This window comes from Pseudomonas sp. LAMO17WK12:I10 (assembly GCF_900215185.1).
GTDB lineage: Bacteria > Pseudomonadota > Gammaproteobacteria > Pseudomonadales > Pseudomonadaceae > Aquipseudomonas > Aquipseudomonas chlororaphis.
Genome location: NZ_OBDX01000027.1, coordinates 37,998 through 54,712, shown reverse-complemented (window position 1 = coordinate 54,712; position 16,715 = coordinate 37,998). Strand labels below are relative to the sequence as shown.

Genomic DNA, 16,715 nt, shown 5'->3' with positions numbered 1-16,715 from the left:
TCGTTGTGGAGATTGCCGTCATGGCCCACGAACTCTATACCCGCACCAACCAGAAAATTTACTTCGCCGGTCTGTCGCTGGAAGCCTTGGCGCGAGCCGAAGCGGGCGGGGCAATGAATGCGCAGGCGCTGGTGCAGGCAGGGCGCGAGTCGGTGTTGTTTCATCTGTATGGCGCGCTACTTGGCTTGTGCCATGAAATCGCCGGCTTCTATCGCCTCCCACAGGCCAATGCGCCCCGCGCGGAGCTGCTGCTCACCCGTGAGGTGATGGAAAGCATCGCCATCCCCGAGCTGGCCGAGCTGGTGGAACTGGCCCATAACCCGGAGACCTGGCTGGCGAAGCTGCTGGCTGCCCATTCGGCGATGTTCCAGCCACCGCGGGTGCCGCATAAACCCAAGGGCGATGTCACCCAGCCGTTGATTGTCGCAGTGAACCTCGATGAAGAAGAGCAGGCACCGCAGCTGAGCCGGGAAGAGCTGGAGCAATGGCGTCAGAACCTCAAGGCTTTGGCGATTCGCTTCCGTGACGGCCTGAATGAGTGTTGAGCCGCCGCTAGCGGATATCTTCGAGTACGACCAATCATTCAAGGATGAGTAATGGCTTCAGCTACAGAGACGAATGCGCTGCCTGCGCTGTTCGATCGTGTCGATCGTCTGGCGGACGCGGCCGCTTCGTCCCGGGATCTGCTCAAGGCGGTGGAGCAGATTCGCGATTTTCCCGAACCTATTGTCCTTAGTCGTTCAGATCCCAATTCAAAAAAACTGGCCTGGTGCCTGTGCATTGTCGGAATACTGGTCTGGCCGTTGCTGATTCCCGGGATCTATCTGATGCGCCGACGCGGCGCCAATCACTTCATTCATCCGGATGTGGTGAAGGCGCTATCGCAGAAGATCATTCGCAAAGCGGCTCTGCTCAGCGCTGGCGTAGGTGATGCATCGGCTTCGGGGATTTTCACCCTGGCCGTGATGATGAATGAGTTTGCGCACTTTCGTCGGGGTAACTATTCCCGTGAGCTCAAGAACACGCTGGTGGGCGTTTATAACGGTGCGGTGCACGATCTGCCTTACGCTTTCCACCATCTGCATTACGTCGATATGGAAACCTACGAAGTATCGGTTTCCGATGGCAAGGGCGGTTCTCGAAGGGAAACCAGAACCCGCTATGTTGGGTATGACCGCTATAGCCTGGTGTTCGATTTTCCCTGGACGGCCGAGGTTGCCGTTCGTGGTGACAAGCATCGAGCCATGGATCGCGAGCATCTCTACAAGACCACGACCCGGGAATTCAACTCTGTCTTCACCCTGACTGGCGCGACGGAGATGGCCTGCGCGACTTTCGCCACGCCGGTCACCGTGCTCAAGTTGCTGCAGATTGCCAAGGAGCTGAAAGACGTCAGTTTCGAGTTTTCCTCCCAGAGTCGCCTATGCGTGAGCTTCAACAATGATGATGTGGCCGGCATCGCTACCTCGGCGGTAAGCCTTGCGGAGCCGGTCGCCTTTCATGCCGGCTTGATGCAGGGGGCGACGATGCCGCGCCTGAGGCCGGTGCTGGAGCTGTTGCACCAGCTTGCCGAGTTGCATGACGACAATTTCAATCTACCGAAGAAAAGAACGCAGGATATGGAGCAGTAAATGATCATCCTTCTTACAGCGATACTGGTGGCCTGGCTCCTCTGGTATTACTACAACAAGATTGTCGGCGCAGGGAACCGCGCTCAGCGCGCATGGGCCGATGTGCTCGTGTATGAGCGGCAGAAGATCAAGGTGCTGGATGCCCTGGAGGAGCAGGCTTCCAGCTTCAAGATCTATGAAAGCAACGTGCTGGAAAAAGTGGTGGGCCTGCGTTCGGCCCTCGGAAGGTTGCCTGAGGCGGCCAGTGGTGAGGCGCTGAAGTCGACGCAGATGGCCACTAGGGAACTGGTGGGGGGGCTGAACATGGCCTTTGAGGCCTATCCGGAACTCAAGGCGGCGGGAATCGTCAGTGGATTGATGAAGGAAATCGTCGAACAGCAGGCGAACATTGCAGCCGCCGTTACGGTCTTCAACCGGACCGTAGAGGAGTTCAATAACTGCATCCAGATGTTCCCCAGTTCGATGGTTAACACGGTCATCAACAAGAAGCAGGCTATTACGCCGTTTTCCGATAAGGAAGCCGCCGCGAGTTTTGATTACAAACCGAATTTCTGATGGCAAATGCCTGTTTGTAACGCCAGGCCAATAAAGAAAACCGTTTGGGCCCGCGCGAGGTCGGGGTGATGACTGATATAATCCCGGCCTTTCGTGGAGAACAGACCTTTATGCCAACGTCCTTTCTAGAAATTGTCGAATTGCCAGACGGTCGTATCGAGCTGCGCAGGGCCGAGGACGAGGGTTCTCTGGTCACTCTGGACTTTTCAGAAGATGCCAAAGCCTTCTTGCAAGGCCAGCATGTCGAGGTGGCCAAGGCCATGTTGAGCGTGGGTGTGCAGATGGCGGGTCGCCTGGTTGAAGGCGAATTGGAGAAAGAAGAGGGACCACGGATTCTTCACTGAGTCCGTTTGTCGGTTTTTTTGCTGTCGTTCGTCGCCTCCTTTCGGCTTCTCAATCCTGGAGAAGCCTTGTGTCATTCAAGCGTGTCCATCGACGCTTCTAGCGGTCAGCCCAGACGAATATTCAGGCTTTGTGCGTCGCCCGTGCGGGCTGCGCTGATAAGCTGTTGACGGGCGCTGCTGTTCAACGGGTTGAGCCAGCTGACAACGGTGTGGCTGCGTCCCAGGCGCAGAGCCTCGCAAGCCAGCTGTTGCGCGCTTTGGGCGCCGCGCGGGTGCAGCAGCAGAATCCGTTCGCGGTTCAGGCCGGCATCCCGCAACCAGGCCTGGGTCAGGCTGGCCGGCGGGGCAATCAATGTCAGCCAGCGCGCATCCTGGTCCTGGCTCAGTTCCCTGAGGATGGGCGCCAGCAGGCTCAGGCAGTTCCCGGCGGCACCGCGTAACGACAGTTCACTGAAGGCTTCCGGTTCGTTGCTCCAGGGCGATTCGACGACCTCTTTGAGGATAGGCGCCAGGGGTGGGGCCATGAACGCTTCGAACAGTGGCAGTTGTGCATGCTGTGGTGTGTGAGGGAACTGCATACAGCCTCCTTTAGCGGCGAATGACGCCGACACTCAAGCCTTCGATCACCAGGTCCTGATCTTTCAGGTTGACTTCGATAGGGGCGAACTCAGGGTTTTCGGCAATCAGCCAGACTTTGCTGCCTTCGCGCTTGAAGCGTTTCACGGTGACGTCGTCGCCAATGCGGGCGACGACGACCTGGCCGTTGCGGGCCTCGCGAGTGGTATGCACGGCCAGCAGGTCGCCATCGAAAATGCCGATGTCCTTCATGCTCATGCCGTGAACCCGCAGCAGGTAGTCCGCACGAGGATGGAAGAAGGCCGGATTGATGTTGCAGGACTCTTCGATGTGCTGTTCGGCGAGAATCGGAGCGCCGGCGGCAACCCGGCCGATGATGGGCAGGCTGGAGTCGTCGGGCTTGGCCTCGAACCCCGGGATGCGAATGCCGCGGGAGGCGCCTGGAGTCATTTCGATTGCGCCCTTGCGGGCCAGCGCCTTGAGGTGTTCTTCGGCGGCGTTGGGCGACTTGAAGCCCAGTTCCTGGGCGATTTCCGCACGGGTCGGTGGGTAGCCGTTGTCTTCGAGGCAGCGTTTGATAAAAGCCAGAATCTCAGCTTGGCGTGGCGTCAGTTTTAGCATGTCGATCGCTCTGTCTTTTTATACAGTGACTGGAATTATATACAGTGAATGCCGCTTGGCAATCCTCCTTTTTCCAATCGCCGCTGGACGGTCGGGTCGCCGCTGCGCATGCCTGGTGTCGCGTGGCTGGCTACAGGAAGCGGCAGGTATGATTAAATAGCTGACTGACCGGCCGCAGAACGGACAGGCAGGCTTGACAAGGCTGGGGCTGAAACGTATGTTTCAAACAAGTGTTTGTCAGGCGGAGTAGCCATGGCCCAGTCGGAAACCGTTGAACGCATTCTCGATGCTGCCGAGCAGTTGTTCGCGGAAAAAGGTTTTGCCGAAACCTCATTGCGGCTGATCACCAGCAAGGCCGGGGTCAACCTGGCGGCGGTGAATTATCATTTCGGTTCCAAAAAGGCCCTGATCCAGGCGGTGTTCTCGCGCTTCCTCGGGCCGTTCTGCATCAGCCTCGACCGTGAGCTGGAGCGGCGCTCGGCCAAGCCGGACAGCAAGCCAAGCCTCGAAGAGCTGCTGGAAATCCTCGTCGAGCAGGCTTTGGTGGTCCAGCCTCGCAGCGGCAACGACCTGTCCATTTTCATGCGCCTTCTGGGCCTGGCCTTCAGCCAGAGCCAGGGGCACCTGCGGCGTTACCTGGAAGACATGTACGGCAAGGTATTCCGCCGCTACATGCTGCTGGTCAACGAAGCCGCGCCGCGTATCCCACCGATCGAACTGTTCTGGCGTGTGCACTTCATGCTGGGAGCGGCGGCTTTCAGCATGTCGGGGATCAAGGCCTTGCGTGCGATTGCCGAGACCGACTTTGGGGTCAATACCTCGATCGAGCAGGTAATGCGTCTGATGGTGCCGTTCCTCGCGGCCGGCATGCGCGCCGAAACCGGCGTCACCGACGATGCCATGGCCACGGCGCAGCTCAAGCCGCGCAGCAAATCGACTCCGGCGGTCGCCAAGGCCTGACCGTCCGGGTGGGCGCGGCAGCTTACATCCGCTAAGCTAGCCGCCCATGTCGACTCTCGTTTCCTACCTCTCTTCACACCTTTCGCCGATCGTCGCTTGCCGGGCCTTGCCGCCGGCAATGGACTCGTGCGTCCGCGCCACGCCAGCACCCTTTGCGGTGCCGTGCGCGTACTTCGTTACTAAGGAATTGCTATGACCACAGGCCTGCAAGGCTCCTTGATGGTGGATGTCGCCGGTACCTGGCTGACGGCTGAAGATCGCCAACTCCTGCGCCAGCCCGAAGTGGGCGGGCTGATCATCTTTGCCCGCAATATCGAGCATCCGCGGCAGGTGCGTGAGCTGAGCGCGTCCATCCGGGCGATTCGCCCGGACCTGCTGCTGGCGGTGGACCAGGAGGGCGGTCGCGTGCAACGCCTGCGCCAGGGCTTCGTGCGGCTGCCGGCCATGCGTGCCATCGCCGACAATCCGAATGCCGAGTACCTGGCCGAGCAGTGCGGCTGGATCATGGCCACCGAAGTGCTGGCCGTCGGCCTGGACCTGAGCTTCGCGCCGGTGCTGGACCTCGATCATCAGCGCAGCGCCGTGGTGGGCACCCGTTCCTTCGAGGGCGACCCCGAGCGCGCCGCCTTGCTGGCAGGCGCCTTTATCCGTGGCATGAACAGCGCCGGCATGGCGGCCACGGGCAAGCATTTCCCCGGGCACGGCTGGGCCGAGGCGGACTCCCACGTGGCGATCCCCAATGACGAGCGCAGCCTCGATGAGATTCGCGCCAAGGACCTGGTGCCTTTCGCGCGCCTGAGCAAGCAGCTGGCGGCGGTGATGCCGGCCCACGTCATCTACCCTCAGGTCGATGCCCAGCCAGCCGGGTTCTCCCGTCGTTGGTTGCAGGAGATCCTGCGCGGTGAATTGCAGTTCGACGGTGTCATCTTCAGTGACGACCTGTCGATGGCCGGTGCTCATGTGGTGGGCGATGCCGCGAGCCGGATCGAAGCGGCGCTGTCGGCTGGTTGCGACATGGGCCTGGTGTGCAACGACCGGGCGGCGGCCGAGCTGGCCCTGAGCGCGGCCCAGCGTCTGAAAGTGACGCCGTCGGCGCGTATTGCGCGGATGCGTGGCCAGGCGTTTGCCTGCACCGACTATCGTCAGGATCCGCGTTGGCTGACGGCGCTCGGCGCACTCAAAGATGCCCAACTGATCGATTAAGGGTTGTTGCGATGACGGTCTACGCGATTATCGGCGGTACCGGCCTGACCCGGCTCGAAGGCTTGAGCATTCACCAATCCTTGCCCCTGGATACGCCCTATGGCGCTCCGTCGGCGGATATCCAGAAGGGTGAATACGCCGGTCGCGAGGTGCTGTTTCTGGCGCGTCACGGCCATCCGCATCGCTTCCCGCCGCATCAGGTGAACTATCGGGCCAATCTCTGGGCGCTGAAGCAGGCTGGCGCCGAGGCGATTCTGGCGGTCAACGTGGTGGGTGGCATTCATCCGGCGATGGGCTCCGGGCATTTCTGCGTGCCGCATCAGCTGATCGACTACACCAGCGGTCGTGAGCACACCTATTTTGCCGACGACCTGGAGCAGGTCACCCATATCGACTTCAGCTATCCCTACAGCGAGTCGCTGCGCCAGCAATTGATTGCCGCGCTGGCCGCCGAAGGCTGCGAATTCAGCAGTCAGGGCGTGTACGCCTGCACCCAGGGCCCGCGCCTGGAAACCGTGGCGGAGATCGCCCGCCTGGAACGTGACGGCTGCGACATCGTCGGTATGACCGGCATGCCGGAAGCGGCGCTGGCCCGGGAGCTGGAGCTGGATTACGCCTGCCTGGCGCTGGTGGTGAACCCGGCGGCGGGCAAGTCCGCTGCGGTGATTACCATGGCCGAGATCGAGCAGGCGTTGCAGGACGGCATGGGCAAGGTGCAGGCGACGCTGGCGCGGGTCCTCGCGGCAAACCTGTAGCCGCTGCCGCAGGCTGCGATCGAGCGCGCAGCGCTCGTAAAACCTGAGCCTGCGATATTACTGAAACATTGTGAGGCTTTATGTCTGCTGCGCAGCCGATCGCAGGCGCGCCAGCGGCTCCAGATCAGCGTCCGCCTTTCTTGTCGGGCAGCGGGGCGAAGAGGGCTTCGATGTCTTCGCTCTGCAGCTTCCAGTCCCCGGCCTTGCGCCCATCCAGTACGCCCGCGGCCAGGTCGGACTTCTCCTGCTGCAGGTGCTGGATTTTCTCTTCCACCGTGCCGCGGGCAATCAGCTTGTAGACGAACACCGGCTTCTCCTGGCCAATCCGATAGGCGCGGTCGGTGGCCTGGTTTTCCGTGGCCGGGTTCCACCAGGGGTCGTAGTGGATCACGGTGTCGGCTTCGGTCAGGTTGAGGCCGACGCCGCCGGCTTTCAGGCTGATCAGGAAGATCTGCAGCTTGCCGCCCTGGAAGTCCCTGACCGGCGTGCGACGATCGCGGGTCTGTCCGGTCAGCAGGGCGTAGGCGACATTGCGGCGCTTCAGTTCGGCTTCGATCAGGCTCAGCATCGAGGTGAATTGCGAGAACAGCAGGATGCGCCGACCCTCGTCGAACAGTTCCTCGAGCATCTCCATCAGGCTGTCGAGCTTGCCGGAGGAACTGCCTCGCGCCGGCACCGCGTCTTCGTTGACCAGGCGCAGGTCGCAGCACACCTGGCGCAGTTTCAGCAACGCTTCAAGAATGATGATCTGGCTGCGGGCCACGCCCTTGCGGGTGATCTCGTCGCGGATTTTCTTGTCCATGGCCAGGCGCATGGTTTCGTACACATCGCGCTGGGCTTCATTGAGCTCCACCCAATGGATGATCTCGGTCTTGGGCGGCAGTTCGGTGGCCACCTGTTCCTTGGTGCGGCGCAGCAGGAAGGGCTTGATCCGCCCATTGAGGTGCTGCAGGCGCACTTCGCTGGCGTGCCTTTCGATCGGCACGCGGTAGTCGCGATTGAAGCTCTTCACGTCCCCCAGCCAGCCGGGCAGCAGGAAATGGAACAGCGACCACAGCTCGCCCAGGTGATTCTCCAGTGGCGTGCCGCTCAGGCACAGGCGCTGCCGGGCATTGAGCGCGCGCGCAGCCTGGGCCGCCTTGCTCGACGGGTTCTTGATGTATTGCGCCTCATCCAGCACCAGGACATGCAGGGGCAGGGCAGCGAGTTGCTCGACATCCTTGGGCAGCAGCGCGTAGGTGGTCAGGATCAGGTCGTAATCGCTCAGCCGGGCGAAGTGCTTATGGCGGCCGGCGCCATACAGGGCCAGGACTTTGAGTTGCGGCGTGAAGTGCGCCGCCTCGTCGAGCCAGTTGGGGATCAGGCTGGTGGGCATCACCACCATGCACGGCCGGTCCAGGCGCCCGGCGTTCTTTTCGCTGAGCACATGGGCCAGGGTCTGCAGGGTTTTGCCCAGGCCCATGTCGTCGGCCAGAATGCCACCGACTTCCAGCTGGCGCAGGGACTGCATCCAGCTCAGGCCTTCGAGCTGATAGGGGCGCAGCGTGGCGTTCAGGCCCTCCGGCGCGGGGGCCGAGTAGTCCTTGATGTCGCGCAGCCGCTGGGCGAAGGAGCGGATGTGTTCGCCGCCTTCCCAGAGCAGGGGCAGGTCTTCCAGCGGATTGAGGCGGGTCGCGTCGGCACTGCTCAGGCGCAGTGTGGTTTCGCCGGGTTCCTGTAGATAGAACTCGCCCAGGGTGGCCAGCACCGGCTTCAGCCGGCCATAGGGCAGCGCCACTTGCAGGGGGCCGTTGGGCGAGTTGGGGCGCCCGGGAATGTTCACCAGGATCAGCTCGTCATCCCGGCGTCTGGCCAGGCGTTCCGGGTTGAGGATCTCGGTGTGGGAGCGCATCAGGTTGAGCAGGATCGGCAGCAAGCTCAGGCGCTCGCCGTTGACGATGATGCCCAGTTCCAGGTCGAACCAGTCGCGCCCCGGCGCTTCGTCCACCGTGGCGTACCAGTCGTCCACGGCGGTCAGGTCGAAGCCGAAGTCGTCGTCGATCTGCAGCTCCCAGCCCTGGGTGCGCAGCTTGGGCAGTTCGTTGAGGGTAAAGGTCAGCCAGGCGCTGTCGTTGACCATTTCATACAGCTCGCCGGCGCTTTCCGGCAGGGCCTTGCTTTGCCGGGTGGCGATCTTGAAACCCAGCGCCCGCAGCTGTTCGCGATAGCGTTGTTCGACTTCCGGCTGGCGCTTGATGCGCAGGGTCTGGTGTTCCTGGCGAATCACCACGTCGGCGTTTTTCTGGCCGCTGACGTATTCCTCCAGGTAGCTGAACGACAGCGCGGCACGGTGCTGGATGTAGCGCTGCATCTTGCCGTTGCGCGGTTCGAAGGCGCTGAACTCGATACTGGCCAGCCACAGCCGGGGCACTGGCTGCACGTTGTCGACGATCTGTTGCGGCAGCGGGGCGGGGCTACGGTTTTCCAGGACGGCCTGGAGTTTTTCCAGCAGCTCGGCGTCTTTCGCCGCCGCCGGATAGGACAGGGTCTCCTCGATTTTCAGCAGTACCGCGGCGATGTGTTTGCAATTGCTGCGCACCGGGCAGGTGCAGGAGGCTTCGACCATCAGCAAGGTGTTCCTGGCCGACTCGCGCAGGCTGATGGTCTGTCGATAGACGTTGCCCCCCGAACCTTCGCAACTGGCGGTGATGACGCTGTCGCCGGCCTGGACGATCCTGACGCGGTTCTCCAGGGCGTAGCGGCGGCCACGCTCCAGGGCTTGTTCCTTGAATCGGCTGACCCAGGAAGGTGCCAGGGGTTTGGTCAGGGTCGGGGGCATAGGGACTTCTGTCAGTCCACGATTTCAGGCGGCGCCTCGCGCGGCGCGGGGGCCGACAGCGAGGTGATCTTGATCAGCAGGGCCAGGTGACCGTTGTCGAGGTAGTTGAGCTGGCCGTTCTTGGTGTGGCTTTCCTGTTTCAGGCGTTCGCTGGCGGTCACCAGGCCGTTGCTGTCGATCCGGTTGACCCAGAACTGCGCATCCACATCGGTGAAGCGCCCGAGCTTGAGGGTCAGGGTGCCCTCGATCGGGAACTGGCCGAACTGTTCCTGGCCCTCGCTGACCGCGACTTTCACCGGGTTTTCGCCCAGCGCCTGTTGCCAGGCCTTGTGCATCAGCACGCTGTAGTCGCCGCTGGCGGTGAGTTTCTCGACCACGCCGCCCAGCGCCGGGGTGCGCTGGCTGTCGGCGCCCAGGCGCTGGGCGCCGGTGGCCCAGTCTTCGGGGGCGGCGCGGCTGACGATGGCGGGAACCGCGTTCTGCCGGACCAGAATCATTTCGACCTGATACATGTCGGCAAACGCCGAGGGAGCGACCAGGGTCAGGAGCAAGGTCAGTGAGCGAAACAGGCGCATGGGGCGTCCTTCAAGCAGTTTTCGGGGTGAGGCGCTCGAACAGCGCCTCCAATGTGTTGAAGCGTTCTTCCGGACGTTCCATCGGCACCATGAATTTGAACAGCGTGGCGCCTTCAAATTTGTAGCGATTGGGTTGGCCCTGGATGAGTTTGATCAGCGCCAGCGGGTCCACCGGGGTATCGGCGGCGAACTCGAGACGACCGCCCTGCGGGCCGCCGTCGACCTTCTTGATGCCCAGTTGCTCGGCCTGCAGTTTCAGCAGGGTCAGGCGTACCAGGTTCTTGGTCGGTTCCGGCAGCAGGCCGAAGCGGTCGATCATCTCCACCTGCAGGTCCTTCAGGCCGTCCTCGTCGGTGGCCGAGGCGATGCGCTTGTAGAGGATCAGTCGCGCGTGCACATCCGGCAGGTAGTCTTCGGGAATCAGCGCTGGCAGGCGCAGGTTGATTTCCGGACCGCCGCCCAGGGGCTGGTCGAGGTTCGGTTGCTCGCCCTTGCGGATGGCTTTCACCGCGCGCTCGAGCATTTCCATATAAAGGGTGAAGCCCACCGCCTGGATCTGCCCGCTTTGGCCATCCCCCAGCAGTTCGCCGGCACCGCGGATCTCCAGGTCGTTGGTGGCGAGCACGAAGCCGGCGCCGAGGTCCTGGGTGTTGGCGATCGCCTCCAGGCGCTTTTCCGCGTCCGGGGTGATCTGCTGGCGCGGTGGCGTCAGCAGGTAGGCGTAGGCCTGGTGGTGGCTGCGACCGACCCGGCCGCGCAACTGGTGCAGCTGGGCCAGGCCGAACTTGTCGGCGCGCTCGATGATGATGGTGTTGGCACTCGGCACGTCGATGCCGGTCTCGATGATGGTCGAGGCGATCAGCACGTTGAAGCGCTTGTGGTAGAAGTCGCTCATCACCTGTTCGAGTTCGCGTTCGCGCATCTGCCCATGGCCGATGCCGATGCGCGCTTCCGGCACCAGTTCGGCGAGGTCGGCGGCGCATTTCTCGATGGTCTTCACGTCGTTGTGCAGGTAATAGACCTGGCCGCCACGCAGCAGCTCGCGCAGCAGGGCCTCTTTGACCGTGCTCTTGTTCTGCTCCATGACGAAGGTGCGCACCGACAGGCGCCGGGCCGGTGGCGTGGCGATGATCGACAGGTCGCGCATGCCCGACACCGCCATATTCAGTGTGCGCGGAATCGGTGTGGCGGTCAGGGTCAGGATGTCGACTTCGCTGCGCAGGGCCTTGAGCTGTTCTTTCTGGCGCACGCCGAATCGATGCTCTTCGTCGATGATCACCAGCCCGAGGTTCTTGATCTTCACATCGTCCTGCAGCAGCTTGTGGGTGCCGATGACGATGTCGATCTTGCCTTCGGCCAGGTCGGCCACCGCGGCATTCACTTCCTTGGCGGACTTGAAGCGGCTCATCACTTCCACGGTCACTGGCCAGTCGGCGAAGCGGTCGCGGAAGCTGTTGTAGTGCTGCTGGGCGAGCAGGGTGGTGGGCACCAGGATCGCCACTTGCTTGCCGCCATGCACGGCGATGAACGCGGCGCGCATCGCCACTTCGGTCTTGCCGAAGCCGACGTCGCCGCAGACCAGGCGGTCCATAGGCTTGGCCGCGAGCATGTCCTCGCGCACCGCTTCGATGGTGGTTTGCTGGTCGGGGGTTTCTTCGAACGGGAAGCCGGCGCTGAAGGTGGCGTAGTCGGCTTTTGGATCGGCAAAGGCATAGCCTTCGCGGGCCGCGCGGCGAGCGTAGATGTCCAGCAGTTCGGCGGCGACATCGCGCACCTGTTCGGCGGCCTTGCGCTTGGCTTTCTGCCAGGTTTCCGAACCCAGGCGGTGCAGCGGCGCCAGGGCGTCGTCGCTACCGGTGTAGCGGGCGATCAGGTGCAGGTTGGCCACCGGCACATAGAGCTTGGCGCCCTCGGCGTATTCGAGGGTGAGGAATTCCGCGGCCTGGTTGTCGATTTCCAGGGTGGCCAGGCCCAGGTAGCGGCCCACGCCGTGATCGATATGCACCACCGGCGCGCCTTCGCGCAGCTCGGTGAGGTTCTTGATCACCGCATCGTTGTTGGCGTCGGCGCGTTTTTCCCGGCGCCGACGCTGCATCACGCGCTGGCCGAACAGCGGGCTTTCGGCCACCAGCGCCAGGGCCGGATCGTCCAGCAGCAAGCCTTCGTCCAGCGGTGCGATGGTGATCGCCAGGCGATCCTTGCCCGCGACGAAGTCCGGCCAGCTGTCGACGGTCTTCGGCCGCAGCTTCAGGCGCTCCAGCAACTCCAGCAGCACCTCGCGGCGCCCGGCGGATTCGGCGGTGAACAGCACGCGTCCGGAGAATTCATCGAGGAAATTCGCCAGGGCCGCCAGCGGCTGATTGGCCTTGGCTTCGATGGCGAGGTTGGGCAGGGGCTGCGCCGGGAAGCGCTCGCGGCCGCCGCCAGCCTCGATGTCCTGCTGGCTGGCGACCACCCGCGGCCAGCTTTTCAGGCGGGCGAAGCAGTCTTCCACCGGCAGGAACAACTCGGCGGGCGGCAATAAAGGACGGGACGGATCAACGCGGCGTTCTTCGTAACGGTTGCGCACGTCGTTCCAGAAGTTCTCGGCCGCCTGCTCGATGCCCGGCAGGGAAAACACCTGGGTGTCCTGGGGCAGGTAGTCGAACAGGGTCGAAGTGTCTTCGAAGAACAGCGGCAGGTAATACTCGATGCCGGCCGGGGTGATCCCGCTGCTCAGGTCCTGGAAGATCGGGCAGCGGCGGAAATCGACGTCGAAGCGTTCGCGGAAACGGGCCTTGAAGCGGGTGACGGCTTCTTTCTGCAGCGGGAATTCTTTCGCCGGCAGCAGGCGCACCGAATCGACCTTGTCGATGGAGCGCTGGTTTTCCGGATCGAAGGTGCGCAGGGTCTCGATTTCATCGTCGAACAGGTCGATGCGATAAGGCAGTTTGCTGCCCATCGGGAACAGGTCGATCAAGGCGCCGCGCACCGCGAACTCGCCGTGCTCGTAGACCGTGTCGACACAGCGATAGCCGCTGGCTTCCAGGCGAGTGCGCATCTGTTCGACATCCAGCTTCTGGCCGATGTCCAGCACCAGGCTGCTGCCCAGCAGGAACTTGGTCGGCGCCAGGCGATGCAGGGCGGTGGTGATCGGCACCACCAGCACGCCATGCTCCAGCTCCGGCAGCCGGTACAGGCTGGCGATCCGCTGGGAGATGATGTCCTGGTGCGGCGAGAACAGGTCGTAGGGCAGGGTTTCCCAGTCCGGGAAATGCAGCACGGGCAAATCCGGGGCGAAGAAACTCAGCTCCTGCTCCAGCCGTTCGGCACTTTGGCTGTCGGCGGTCAGCAGCAGGGTGAAGCGCTTGGCGGCGCTGGCAGCCTCGGCAATGGCGAGGCTGAGGGCGGCACCGGGCAGATTGCCCCAGTGCTGTTTGCCGGCGGCGGCAGGGAGTTGCGGTAGACGCAGAACGGGCACGGAAGGTTGAGCTCCAGCGTTGCGACAAAGTCGGTAATTGTAGCGGTCCGGCGTACCGGCTGTCAGTTGCTGATGTGTCTATTACGCGGTTGCGGAAAATGTAGTGGTTATGACAAAAAAACGCGTTTTTTGGCGGAAAATGTAGTGCCGAATCGGGGTGGTGTTACGGAGGGTTACAGACAACGCTGGGATACCGCGCAAAATGAGGCCTTTCTGGAAGCCGCGTATTTACTGGGCTGGAGCGGGGTGTATTTTTTCCGGATGGGTTTTTGTTACGTTGCGCGCGACAGGCGCGCATTGCTACGCAGGGGACTCGGCTGCATAATGTAGCCCCTTTTTTCAGCCCCTACATGTGGAAGGTTCCCGTGACTCAGAAGCCCGACCAGTGTCTTGGTGAATGGATCGACCGTGAAGCGCTCGCAGAAGCGATGATTCCGCTTATCGGTCAGCTCTACCGCAATAACAATGTGGTGAGTTCGATCTATGGCCGCAGCCTGATCAACCAGTCTGTCATCGCGATTCTCAAAGCTCACCGCTTTGCTCGCCATCGCTCTTCCGACGATAGCGAACTCTCCGTCCACGAAACATTCCCACTGCTCAAGGCCATGAGCGAGCTCAAGCTCGGCGCGGCTTCGGTGGACCTGGGCAAGTTGGCGTTCAAATTCCGTAACGAAGGCAATGGCCGCACCGCCGAGCAATTCGTTCGCGAAGAGCTGGCTGACGTGGTTGGCCAGCAAAACGCTTCGCCCCGCAAAGGCACCGACGTGGTCCTGTACGGCTTCGGTCGTATCGGCCGTCTGCTGGCGCGCATCCTGATCGAGAAAACCGGTGGTGGCGACGGCCTGCGCCTGCGCGCCATCGTGGTGCGCAAAGGCGCCGAGAACGACCTGACCAAGCGCGCCAGCCTGCTGCGTCGCGATTCGGTGCACGGTTCGTTCAACGGCACCATCACCATCGACGAAGCCAACAACACCATCACCGCCAACGGCAACCTGATCCAGGTTATCTACGCGAAGAATCCGACCGAGGTGGACTACACCCAGTACGGCATCAAAGACGCGCTGCTGGTGGACAACACCGGTGTATGGCGTGACGCCGACGGCCTGGGTCAGCACCTGGCCTGCCCGGGTATCGACCGCGTCGTTCTGACCGCGCCTGGCAAAGGCAAGCTGAAGAACATCGTTCACGGTATCAACCATGCCGAAATCACCGCTGACGACAAGATCGTTTCCGCTGCCTCCTGCACCACCAACGCCATCGTGCCGGTGCTCAAGGCCGTGAACGACAAGTTCGGCATCGTCAACGGTCACGTCGAAACCGTTCACTCGTACACCAACGACCAGAACCTGATCGACAACTTCCACAAGGGCGATCGTCGTGGCCGTAGCGCCGCGCTGAACATGGTCATCACCGAGACCGGTGCTGCCACCGCTGCCGCCAAGGCCCTGCCTGAGCTGGCCGGCAAGCTGACCGGTAACGCGATCCGCGTTCCGACGCCAAACGTGTCGATGGCCATTCTCAACCTGAACCTTGAGAAAGCCGCTACCCGTGAAGAGATGAACGAGTACCTGCGCTACATGGCGCTGCACTCCGATCTGCACAAGCAGATCGACTTCGTCAATTCCCAGGAAGTGGTTTCCACCGACTTCGTGGGCTCGCGCCACGCCGGTGTAGTGGACGCTGAAGCGACCATCACCCAGGATAACCGCGTTGTTCTGTACGTCTGGTACGACAACGAATTCGGTTACAGCTGCCAGGTGGTTCGCGTGATGGAAGACATGGCCGGTGTGAACCCGCCTGCGTTCCCGCGCTAAGCCTTAGCCGCACATGAAAACGCCCCGACTTGTCGGGGCGTTTTTATTTGTGGCGTTTGACGGTTGAGTTGATTGTCCGCGAAGACGGTCGATCAGGCGCCACCCACTACTGCTGCCTGCGCAGTGCGCAGTTCATGCTTGTTGCCGCGGAACAGCACCAGGGTCGCGATCAGGCCCAGCACCGCCGCGCCGCTGAGCCAGATCCCCGGCGCCGCCTTGTTGTCCAGCGCATGGATCAGGTAGGTGCAGGCCGCCGGGGTGAAGCCGCCAAAGGTGGCAGTGGCCAGGCTGTAGGCCAGGGAGAAGCCGGTGGTGCGCACTTCAACCGGCATGATTTCGGTGAGAGCCACCACCATGGCGCCGTTGTACGAGCCATAGAGGAAGGACAGCCACAGCTCGACGATCAGCAGGTGGCTGAAACTCGGGTTGGCCACCAGCCAGGACAGTGCCGGGTAAGCCGTGAGGATCGCCAGGACGGTCGCCGCCAGCAGTAGCGGCTTGCGCCCGACCTTGTCCGAGACGGCGCCCATCACCGGCAGCCAGAAGAAGTTCGACAGGCCGATGCATACGGTGACCAGCAGAGCGTCCAGGTCCGACAGCTGCAATTCGGCCTTGCCGAAGGTCGGGGTGTAGGCGGTGATCAGGTAGAAGGACACAGTGGTCATCACCACCAGTGCCATGCCGGCCAGGACGGTGCCGAAGTTCTGGCCGATGGAGCGGATGATTTCCTGCAGGGTAGGGCGGTGCTTGCGTGCCTGGAACTCCGGGGTTTCTTCCAGCGAACGACGGATCATGAAGATCGCCGGCACTATCATGCAGCCCACCAGGAACGGCATGCGCCAGCCCCAGTCGCCCATTTGTTCCGGGCTCAGCCAGTGGTTCAGGCCAACGCCCAGCAGGCCGGCGAAGACCACGGCAGCCTGTTGACTCGCCGATTGCCAGCTGACGAAGAAGCCCTTGCGGCCCGGGGTGGAGATTTCCGCGAGGTAAACCGAGACGCCACCCAGTTCCACCCCGGCAGAGAAGCCCTGCAGCAAGCGGCCGAGCAGCACCAGCAACGGCGCGGCGACGCCGAGGGTGGCATAACCCGGGACGCAGGCGATCAACACGGTGCCCGCGGCCATGAGCAGCAGGGTGATGATCAGGCCCCGGCGCCGGCCATGACGGTCGATATAAGCGCCAAGAAAGATCGCGCCCAGCGGGCGCATCAGGAAGCCGGCGCCGAAGGTCGCCAGCGACAGCATCAATGACGCGAAAGCACTGTCGGCAGGGAAGAAGGTCTTGGCAATGGCCGTGGCGTAAAAGCCGTAGACCATGAAGTCGAACATCTCCAGAAAGTTGCCGCTGACAACGCGAAAGATCGCCTTGCCTTTGCCCGTGGTCGTGGACATTTTATTCACTCA

At 62.4% G+C, this 16,715-nt stretch carries 14 protein-coding genes; 8 read left to right on the top strand and 6 right to left on the bottom strand.

Annotated features, from left to right (window positions below):
• Nucleotides 1–20: 20 nt before the first annotated feature.
• The 4 genes from CRO75_RS24980 (at nt 21) to CRO75_RS24965 (ending at nt 2,530) form a co-directional block, all read left to right on the top strand.
• A complete protein-coding gene (locus tag CRO75_RS24980; protein ID WP_097138905.1) occupies nt 21–545 on the top strand; it encodes a DUF6586 family protein in 525 nt (174 codons plus the stop codon).
• Nucleotides 546–596: 51 nt separating this feature from the next.
• Complete coding sequence (locus CRO75_RS24975; protein WP_097138903.1) at nt 597–1,631, top strand: hypothetical protein; 1,035 nt, start codon at nt 597–599, stop codon at nt 1,629–1,631.
• On the top strand, nt 1,632–2,186 hold the full coding sequence (locus tag CRO75_RS24970; RefSeq protein WP_062823098.1) for a LemA family protein: 555 nt from the start codon (nt 1,632–1,634) through the stop codon (nt 2,184–2,186). It abuts the gene before it with no gap.
• A gap of 110 nt (nt 2,187–2,296) precedes the next feature.
• A complete protein-coding gene (locus CRO75_RS24965; RefSeq protein ID WP_009042980.1) occupies nt 2,297–2,530 on the top strand; it encodes a hypothetical protein in 234 nt (77 codons plus the stop codon).
• 104 nt (nt 2,531–2,634) lie between these two features.
• On the opposite strand, the gene sulA is transcribed toward CRO75_RS24965, so the two are convergent.
• Together sulA and lexA are read right to left on the bottom strand one after the other, a co-directional pair.
• On the bottom strand, nt 2,635–3,108 hold the full coding sequence (gene sulA, locus CRO75_RS24960; protein ID WP_097138901.1) for an SOS-induced cell division inhibitor SulA: 474 nt from the start codon (nt 3,106–3,108) through the stop codon (nt 2,635–2,637).
• Nucleotides 3,109–3,118: 10 nt separating this feature from the next.
• Complete coding sequence (gene lexA, locus CRO75_RS24955) at nt 3,119–3,727, bottom strand: transcriptional repressor LexA (protein WP_097138898.1); 609 nt, start codon at nt 3,725–3,727, stop codon at nt 3,119–3,121.
• A gap of 252 nt (nt 3,728–3,979) precedes the next feature.
• Between lexA and CRO75_RS24950 the strand changes: the two genes are divergently transcribed.
• From CRO75_RS24950 to CRO75_RS24940, 3 genes are all read left to right on the top strand, one after another.
• Entirely contained in the window at nt 3,980–4,687 is a 708-nt protein-coding gene (locus CRO75_RS24950) for a TetR/AcrR family transcriptional regulator (protein ID WP_009042982.1), read from the top strand.
• A gap of 204 nt (nt 4,688–4,891) precedes the next feature.
• The gene (nagZ, locus tag CRO75_RS24945) at nt 4,892–5,890 is read left to right on the top strand and encodes a beta-N-acetylhexosaminidase (RefSeq protein WP_175534822.1); all 999 of its coding nucleotides are present in this window, start codon (nt 4,892–4,894) and stop codon (nt 5,888–5,890) included.
• 11 nt (nt 5,891–5,901) lie between these two features.
• The gene (locus CRO75_RS24940) at nt 5,902–6,645 is read left to right on the top strand and encodes an S-methyl-5'-thioinosine phosphorylase (protein ID WP_097138896.1); all 744 of its coding nucleotides are present in this window, start codon (nt 5,902–5,904) and stop codon (nt 6,643–6,645) included.
• A 124-nt stretch (nt 6,646–6,769) separates the two neighbouring features.
• Here the strand turns inward: CRO75_RS24940 and CRO75_RS24935 are convergent, their stop codons facing one another.
• From CRO75_RS24935 to mfd, 3 genes are read right to left on the bottom strand one after another with little or no spacing between them, the layout of a single operon-like run.
• The gene (locus CRO75_RS24935) at nt 6,770–9,463 is read right to left on the bottom strand and encodes a DEAD/DEAH box helicase (RefSeq protein ID WP_097138894.1); all 2,694 of its coding nucleotides are present in this window, start codon (nt 9,461–9,463) and stop codon (nt 6,770–6,772) included.
• Nucleotides 9,464–9,474: 11 nt separating this feature from the next.
• On the bottom strand, nt 9,475–10,038 hold the full coding sequence (locus CRO75_RS24930; protein WP_097138891.1) for a CsiV family protein: 564 nt from the start codon (nt 10,036–10,038) through the stop codon (nt 9,475–9,477).
• Nucleotides 10,039–10,048: 10 nt separating this feature from the next.
• Complete coding sequence (gene mfd, locus CRO75_RS24925; protein ID WP_007921294.1) at nt 10,049–13,498, bottom strand: transcription-repair coupling factor; 3,450 nt, start codon at nt 13,496–13,498, stop codon at nt 10,049–10,051.
• Nucleotides 13,499–13,848: 350 nt separating this feature from the next.
• On the opposite strand from mfd, the gene CRO75_RS24920 reads away from it, so the two are divergent.
• On the top strand, nt 13,849–15,312 hold the full coding sequence (locus tag CRO75_RS24920; RefSeq protein WP_007921292.1) for a glyceraldehyde-3-phosphate dehydrogenase: 1,464 nt from the start codon (nt 13,849–13,851) through the stop codon (nt 15,310–15,312).
• A gap of 92 nt (nt 15,313–15,404) precedes the next feature.
• Here CRO75_RS24920 and CRO75_RS24915 read toward each other — a convergent pair whose 3' ends face one another.
• Nucleotides 15,405–16,703, bottom strand: a complete 1,299-nt coding sequence (locus CRO75_RS24915; protein WP_097138889.1) for an MFS transporter — start codon at nt 16,701–16,703, stop codon at nt 15,405–15,407.
• Between the last annotated feature and the right edge of the window lie 12 nt (nt 16,704–16,715).